General features: G+C 61.5%; 6 protein-coding genes. 5 read left to right on the top strand and 1 reads right to left on the bottom strand.

The features are described from left to right. Positions 1 to 41: 41 nt before the first annotated feature. The gene (locus V2I08_RS13210) at positions 42 to 1,934 is read right to left on the bottom strand and encodes a ribonucleoside-diphosphate reductase subunit alpha (RefSeq protein ID WP_349635529.1); all 1,893 of its coding nucleotides are present in this window, start codon (positions 1,932 to 1,934) and stop codon (positions 42 to 44) included. Between the two features lie 585 nt (positions 1,935 to 2,519). Here V2I08_RS13210 and V2I08_RS13215 point away from each other — a divergent pair. The 5 genes from V2I08_RS13215 to V2I08_RS13235 form a co-directional block, all read left to right on the top strand. Next, a complete protein-coding gene (locus tag V2I08_RS13215) occupies positions 2,520 to 4,040 on the top strand; it encodes a fumarate hydratase (RefSeq protein ID WP_349635524.1) in 1,521 nt (506 codons plus the stop codon). A 108-nt stretch (positions 4,041 to 4,148) separates the two neighbouring features. Continuing rightward, positions 4,149 to 5,066, top strand: coding sequence for a DMT family transporter (locus tag V2I08_RS13220; RefSeq protein ID WP_349635525.1), 918 nt, complete (start codon positions 4,149 to 4,151; stop codon positions 5,064 to 5,066). An 87-nt stretch (positions 5,067 to 5,153) separates the two neighbouring features. Further along, positions 5,154 to 6,515 carry a methyl-accepting chemotaxis protein gene (locus V2I08_RS13225; RefSeq protein ID WP_349635530.1) on the top strand — a complete coding sequence of 454 codons (1,362 nt, stop codon included), beginning with the start codon at positions 5,154 to 5,156 and terminating at the stop codon, positions 6,513 to 6,515. A 622-nt stretch (positions 6,516 to 7,137) separates the two neighbouring features. Further along, positions 7,138 to 7,794, top strand: a complete 657-nt coding sequence (locus V2I08_RS13230; RefSeq protein WP_349635526.1) for a hypothetical protein — start codon at positions 7,138 to 7,140, stop codon at positions 7,792 to 7,794. Continuing rightward, positions 7,795 to 7,922, top strand: a 128-nt coding sequence (locus V2I08_RS13235) for a transposase (RefSeq protein WP_349635531.1), incomplete at its 3' end; no start/stop codon positions are given.

Genomic DNA, 7,922 nt, shown 5'->3' on the forward strand with positions numbered 1-7,922 from the left:
TATTGGCCTTTCTCTCCTCTTTGGGAGAGAGGCTCACAAAATCACTGACAGGCCAGACACTCGTCATAGTCCGTGCTTTCGATCTCGAACTTGGGCGCGTCGATCGTATTGTCGGCTTCCACGCCACCGGCGAAGCCCGCGCGCTGGACCGATTTGGAGCGCAGATAATAAAGCGACTTGATGCCCAGTTCCCAGGCGCGGAAGTGGAGCATGAGCAGATCCCATTTTTCCACATCGGCCGGGATGAACAGGTTTAGCGACTGCGCCTGGTCGATATAGGGTGTGCGGTCGGCCGCGAGTTCGAGCAGCCAACGCTGGTCGATCTCGAAGCTGGTCTTGAACGTATCCTTTTCTTCCTGGCTCAGGAAGTCGAGATGCTGGACGCTGCCGCCATGTTCGAGGATCGAGTTCCAGACATTATTGCTGTCCTTCGCCTTCTCGATCAGCAGCTTTTCGAGATAAGGATTCTTGATCGAGAAGCTGCCCGACAACGTCTTATGCGTGTAGATATTGGCCGGGATCGGTTCGATGCACGCGCTGGTGCCGCCGCAGATGATGCTGATCGACGCGGTCGGCGCGATCGCCATCTTGCAACTGAAACGCTCCATCACGCCCTGGTCGGCGGCGTCCGGGCAAGGGCCGCGCTCGATGGCGAGCTGCATCGAGGCTTCGTCGACCTGACCCTTGATATGCTTGAACATACGCAGGTTCCACGACTTCGCCATCGCGCCCTCGAACGGGATGCCGCGCGCCTGGAGAAAGCTGTGGAAGCCCATGACGCCGAGCCCAACCGATCGTTCGCGGCTGGCGCTATATTTGGCGCGTGCCATTTCGGGCGGAGCGCGGTCGATATAATCCTGCAGCACATTGTCGAGGAAGCGCATGATGTCTTCAGCGAAGAGCTTTTCGTCCTTCCACTCGTCCCAGGTTTCCAGATTCATGGACGACAGGCAGCAGACCGCCGTGCGGTCATTGCCCAGATGGTCGCGCCCGGTCGGCAGGGTGATTTCCGAACAGAGGTTGGACGTCGAGACTTTCAGCCCCAGGTCGCGATGATGTTTGGGCATCATGCGGTTCACCGTGTCGTTGAACACGATATAGGGTTCGCCGGTCGCGAGACGAGTCTCGACCAGCTTCTGGAACAGCGCGCGCGCATCCACCGTGCCACGGATCGACTGGTCCTTGGGGCTGCGCAGATGGAATTCACGGCCATCGCGCACCGCTTCCATGAACTCGTCGGTCAAAAGGACGCCATGATGCAGGTTGAGCGCCTTGCGGTTGAAGTCGCCGCTCGGCTTCCGAATTTCGAGGAACTCCTCGATTTCCGGGTGCGACACGTCGAGATAGCAGGCGGCCGAACCGCGACGCAGGCTGCCCTGGCTGATCGCCAACGTCAGGCTGTCCATCACGCGGACGAAGGGGATGATGCCCGATGTCTTGCCGTTGAGACCGACCGGCTCGCCGATGCCGCGCACGCTGCCCCAATAGGTGCCGATGCCGCCACCGCGCGAGGCAAGCCAGACATTCTCGTTCCAGGTATTGACGATGCCTTCCAGGCTGTCGTCCACCGAGTTCAGATAACAGCTGATCGGCAGGCCGCGCCCGGTACCGCCATTGGACAGGACCGGGGTGGCCGGCATGAACCAGAGTTTCGAGATATAGTCATAGACCCGCTGCGCATGGTCCTGATTGTCCGAATAGGCCGACGCTACGCGGGCGAACAGATCCTGATAGGATTCGCCGGGCAGCAGATAGCGGTCGTTCAGCGTGTCCTTGCCAAATTCGGTTAGCAACGCATCGCGCGACGCATCAGTCACGATGTTGAAGCGACGCTCCACCACGGTCGAGGAGGTCAGGGGTGCCGCCTCCTTGGGCTGCGCCTTGGCCGGAGCCGCTTTGTTCGTTGCCGCTACCGCGTCCAACACTTCATCCATCACAGTCGCCACGTCGCCAGTACCACCTTGTCCGCTATCTCGAAAATCCATTTCAGCCCCCGAATGTTCCTGTTCCGTTCGATTCGGTCAAGCCCCGCGCCGTCCAGTCGCGCATCAGCCGCAAACCGTTTCGTGCCGGGACCGGAACGAGGCCCGCAAGACCGCGATCGCACGGACAAAATGCCCTTCAAGCGAAACCATGTTCCGCGACGCAATCACAATCTGTTGGGTGACCCCCGTTAACCCGATACAAGGGATAGTGCCATAGCCCCTTTTTCGCGCAAGAGGGTAAATGACCGTTTGGAGACTCGGTTCGTCGCTCGCCCGATTCATTTCATCGTCACTTTTGGATACCGCAACGCAGCGACGCGCGGACATCCCTGCCCCCCGTAAAAGGCAAGGGGGAGCATGACGTCAAAAAAATATATTGGGGCTTGCCACGCAAATGCGTGCGCGGCCGGAGTCGCCCCTCCCCCTACCCCTCGCCTTACCCATACTGGACTTGAGGGCGCGGATGCGTATAGCCCCAGCCCAAGCAGGAACCCGCCGTGCAGGGCCGGGCCGCAGAAATGGGGACTAGGGTAGATGACGCTCATCAAAACCGCCGATCTGATCGACAGCGTGGCCGACGCGCTTCAGTTCATCAGCTATTATCATCCGATGGATTATATCCGCGCACTCGGCAAAGCCTATGCGGCGGAGCAAAGCCCGGCGGCCAAGGACGCCATCGCCCAGATCCTGACCAACAGCCGCATGTGCGCGGAGGGGCATCGCCCGATCTGCCAGGACACCGGCATCGTCAACGTCTTCGTCAAATGGGGCATGGAATGCCGGCTGGACGATAATAGCCGGTCCATGCAGGATGTGATCGATGAGGGCGTGCGCCGCGCTTACCTCAACCCCGAAAACCGCCTGCGCGCCTCGATCCTGCGCGATCCGGCGTTCAGCCGCCAGAATACCAAGGACAACACGCCCTGCGTCCTGTCGGTGGAGATGGTGCCGGGCAACAAGGTGGTCATCGACGTCGCGGCCAAGGGTGGCGGGTCGGAAAACAAGACCAAGTTCAAGATGATGAACCCCAGCGATTCGATCGTCGACTGGGTGCTGGACATGATCCCGCAAATGGGTGCCGGCTGGTGCCCGCCCGGCATGCTGGGCATCGGCATTGGCGGCACGGCGGAAAAGGCGGTGGCGCTGGCCAAGGAAAGCCTGATGGAGCCCATCGACATGGGCGAACTCAAGGCGCGCGGGCCGCAGACTGATATCGAGAGGATGCGGGTCGAGATTTTCGACAAGGTCAACGCGCTGGGTATCGGCGCGCAGGGTCTGGGTGGCCTGTCCACCATTCTCGACGTCAAGATTTACGACTATCCCTGCCATGCGGCGGGCAAGCCCGTAGCGATGATCCCCAATTGCGCCGCGACGCGCCACGCGCATTTCACGCTCGATGGCTCCGGCCCCGCCTATCTGGAAGCGCCCAAGCTGTCGGAATGGCCTGACGTCAACTGGACACCCAGCAAGGAAGCAATCCGCGTCGATCTCAATGCGCTGACGCCCGAAATCGTCCAGAGCTGGAAGCATGGCGACCGGCTGCTCCTGAACGGCAAGATGCTGACCGGGCGTGATGCCGCGCACAAGCGGATCAAGGATATGCTGAGCCGGGGCGAACAGTTGCCCGTCGATTTCAAGGGCCGCGTCATCTATTATGTTGGTCCGGTCGATCCGGTTGGCGACGAAGTGGTCGGCCCGGCCGGTCCCACCACCGCCACCCGCATGGACAGCTTCATGGACATGATGCTGGAGCAAGGCCTGCTCGGCTGCGTCGGCAAGGCGGAGCGCGGCGTCGCGGCCACCGCCGCCATCGCCAAGCATAAGAGCGCCTATCTGATGGCGGTCGGCGGCGCGGCCTATCTGGTCGCGCGCGCCATCAAGGGGGCCAAGGTCGTTGGCTTCGAGGATCTCGGCATGGAGGCGATCTACGAATTCGACGTCGCGGACATGCCCGTGACCGTCGCGGTCGACAGCGAAGGCCAGAATGTCCACCACCTCGCCCCGCTGGTCTGGCAGGAAAAGATCAAGCGCGAAAAGCTGCTGGAAGGCGTGTAAGCGCCATATATCGGCTCGACCTCGCACAGCATGTCTTTCGTAACCTTCATCGTCACCCTGCTGGTGATGATGGGGTGACGTCGACGCGCTGAAGGCTATAGCGGCGCAATGATTACGTCCCCGATCTGGTTGCCCGCCACGCTGCTGGCGGGTGCAGTGCAGGCATGGCGCACCGCCGTACAGCGGCGGGTAAGCCAGTCGCTGTCGCTCAATGCGGCAGGACTGGTGCGCTATCTATATGGCATTCCCTTCACCTTGATGTTGCTTGGTGGCTATCGGTTATTATTCCCGGCTCCGCTCCCCTCGGTCGGACCATTATTCCTGCTCTTTTGCGCGGCGGGCGGGTTGGCGCAGATCATCGCGACCAATTTGCTGATCCTGGCCTTTGCCCATCGCAATTTCGTCGTTGGCACGGCCTATTCCAAGACCGAGGCGGTACAGGGCGCGGTCCTTTCCTTCCTGTTGCTGGGCGAGCGACTGTCTGCGCTGGCATGGGCCGGGATCGGCTGCGGCGTTGCCGGTGTGATGCTCTTGTCAACCGGAGGCAAGCGGATGGGGCCGGGCGATTTTCTCCGCGCGCTGGGCCAACCCGCTGCGCTGTGCGGCATTGCATCGGGCTTTTTCTTTGCGCTGACCGCGATCGGCATCCGCCGTGCCACGCAGTCGGTGGAGACCAGCGACGCCATCCTTGCCGCGCTGATGGTATTGGCAGTGACGGTCCTGCTCCAGACGATGATGCAGGGTGCCTATCTGTTGCTGCGCGAACCGGGCGAGATGCGGCGGGTGTTTGCCAGTTGGCGGGTGTCGGGTCAGGTCGGCCTGCTCTCCGCGCTGGGCTCGGCCTGCTGGTTCACCGGCTTTGCCACCGCGCCGGTCGCGCTGGTGCGGATCGTGGGGCAGATCGAGGTGGCCTTCACCATGGCGTTCGGCCATTTCTACCTCAAGGAAACGATGCAGCGAAGCGAACTGATCGGTCTGTTGCTGGTGGTCGGCGGCGTCGTTTTGGCGCTGACGGGCGCGTTTTAGCGGGTCGCTAACGCTTCCTTTACCATAGCGCGATAGCGTCGTGCCGTGGGAAACATAGCTGAAATCGGAGCCGTCGCCAGAGCGGTCATGAAGGTCGCCAAATTGTCGGGCGACCTGGGCATCCGCACGCTCGACCTGCAGGCCGACATCAGCGAACTGGCCGACCGGGTGACACAGCAGGCGCAGATGATCGAGGCGATCAGCGGCGCAGCGGGGCAATTGTCGCGGGACGGCGACAGCGTGGCGCTGGCCGGGCAGGATGCGCGGGAACAGGCGATCGCGGCGCGCGCGATCATCGACGATTCGGGCCGCCAGCTCTCCGCCGCCAACAGCAATTTCGTCGACCTGATCGACCAGGTCAGCCATATTCATGCGCGGCTCGACGGCTTTGGCGAGGCGCTGCGCACCGTCGCCCATGTCACCAGCATGATCAGTGGGATTGCCAGCCAGACCAACCTGCTGGCGCTCAACGCCACGATCGAGGCGGCGCGGGCGGGCGATGCGGGGCGCGGCTTTGCCGTGGTCGCGGCTGAGGTGAAGAAACTGGCGCAGGAAACCGCCGCCGCCACCCAGACCATCGAACAGTCGATCGCCGCGCTGACCGGCGAGGCGGGCGGCATGCTCGCCAGCATCACCCAGGGCGCGCAGACCGCGCGCACCGCCCAGTCGGACACGCGCAACATCGAAACGCTGGTCGAACGGCTGGCCGCGCTGATGCTCGACCTGTCGAGCAACAGCGAGACGGTGGCGCGGCGGATCGCGTCGATGGTCGGGTCCGCGGGCGAAATCCGCACCGGCATCGCGACACTAGCCAGCACGTCGAGCGCCAATGCCGACGGGCTGCAACGGCTGTCGGGCCGCGTGTCGACCGCCAGCAGCGACACCAATATGCTGTTGCAATATTTGGCCGAAAGCGGGGTCGATATTCCCGACTCGCCCTATATCCGCTTCAGCCTGGAGTCGGCGCAAAAGGTCGCGGATGCCATCGAGCGGGCGATCGAGCGCGGTGAGGCAAGCGAAGCGGCGATCTTCAGCGACGATTATGCGCCGATCCCCGGCACCCACCCGACGCAATATACGCATCCCGTGCAGGCGGTGATCCTGCCCGTCGCCCGCGCGCAGCAGGAACGGGCGCGCGGCTTTACCGGGCTGTTCGGCATGACCTTCACCGACCGCAACGCCTATGGCGCGGTCGCCATGCCCGAACGGGCGCAGCCGCAGCGGCCCGGCGACGACGTCTGGAACGCGGAACATGCGCGGCAGGGGCTGATCTTCGACTTTCCCGACACGCGCGAACAGGCGCGGACCACCCAGCCCTTCTGCATCAAAGCCTATCGCCGCCTGACCGCCAGCGGCGACGTGCTGCTGCTCAAACAGGTGATCGCGTCGATCCATGTGCAGGGGCGGCACTGGGGCATTTTGCAAATGGCCTATCAGGACCAGGGCTAAGCGCAGCCCGGCCAAGCGGCCGACGCGCGCTTGCCAAATCTGTGAAGTTCACACCGTCGCAGGCCACGCAATTGCGGGCGAACGGACGGGTGACGTCGATTTCGCAATAGGAGAATTTTTGCGAAGTGTGGGGGTGCGCGGGGAGGCGTGCGGAGACGAGGGGGACGGACGGCGAGAAAGAGCGGGGCGAGTGTGGCATGGATTGGGGGATGTAGGACAGAGGGGTGTTGGCCGATTGCGACCGGTTTAGTGAAGTTGAAAATGCCCAGAGAAGCGGACAATCAAACGTTGCGCTACGGTCTAGTAAGGAACATTTGAATGCGGAGCCATCGGTATGTACCGTGAGTGTGTGCAACCTAACTCTCGTCCGGCCCGAACCACTTTCACCCCTGACCCCAAAAGCGAATGCCTTTGCGGATCAGGCCTGCGATTTCGCGATTGTTGTAGGCGTCGCCTGCCCGGCTTTGAGAATGGTAAGCGCTGGCGAAAATCGGCTGAGGCCCAGCTTTGGACCGAAGCCGTGCGTCACCTTCGAGCTGACGTCACTCAATACACGATCTGGCACTTGACCAATACTGCCCCTGCAGTCGCTCGTCAGCCTGAGCTTCGCACCGGTTATTTGATGAACATTGATATCGAAGCACTATCGGATTTTGTGGAAAATCTGATGTGGGGGTACTTGCGCAAAGGCTGGCTCAAGCGTCTGCCCGATGTCTTAAACCGGCTAAAGACGAACATCGACGACCCGCGCTGGTTAGCAAAGATCGCTTATCATCGCGGAATTTGCGCTTTGTGGCGCGATGATCGCGAAACAGCCTCGCGCGAACTAGAACCACTCCAGCCAATCACTCCTATATGCGACGACGTTGACCTGCTGCAAATCCAACTGGATCTCAACGGTGCCAGCATGGGCATGAGCGAACGAACGGCCTTCTTTGACCGGATTTGCACACTCTCAAAATCGCGATCCGATAAGCTGCAATATGGTGGTGCGCGCTCATTCGAATTGCTTATGGTCGAGGACGAAGGAGCAGCGCGAACCAGTTTCGATGCAGTAATTGCGCTTGCTCGGGAGATGGAGGCTGAAAAGCCCCTTAGTCCCGCAGCAGAATTTTGGTTCTGCAGATCGCTTGAGGGTCGAGCCATGCTTGATCCCGATAGCGCTGCCCTATTTCAAGAGATCGAGAACCGTCTTACCTGTCTCTTAGCTTTACCGGATTGGCCTGCTGCCGGTTTGGTGGACACCAAGATAAGGTGTTTATCAGACTGGAGGACGTGAATGGAGCGAAGAAAGTTTAGCCGCGAGTTCAAGATCGAAGCGGCGAAGATGGTCAGCGAGCGCGGGGTTAGCGTGGCGCAGGCCTCAAGAGATCTGGATGTGCATCAAACGGTGCTGCGTAAATGGGT

It is taken from the genome of Sphingobium sp. MK2 (assembly GCF_040170545.1).
Classification (GTDB): domain Bacteria; phylum Pseudomonadota; class Alphaproteobacteria; order Sphingomonadales; family Sphingomonadaceae; genus Sphingobium.

Excerpts from the sequence above, each read along its gene's own strand:
- V2I08_RS13230 (WP_349635526.1), top strand. The coding sequence starts at position 7,138 with ATGAACATTGATATCGAAGCACTATCGGATTTTGTGGAAAATCTGATG.
- V2I08_RS13210 (WP_349635529.1), bottom strand. The coding sequence starts at position 1,934 with ATGGATGAAGTGTTGGACGCGGTAGCGGCAACGAACAAAGCGGCTCCG.
- V2I08_RS13215 (WP_349635524.1), top strand. The coding sequence starts at position 2,520 with ATGACGCTCATCAAAACCGCCGATCTGATCGACAGCGTGGCCGACGCG.
- V2I08_RS13225 (WP_349635530.1), top strand. The coding sequence starts at position 5,154 with ATGAAGGTCGCCAAATTGTCGGGCGACCTGGGCATCCGCACGCTCGAC.
- V2I08_RS13220 (WP_349635525.1), top strand. The coding sequence starts at position 4,149 with ATGATTACGTCCCCGATCTGGTTGCCCGCCACGCTGCTGGCGGGTGCA.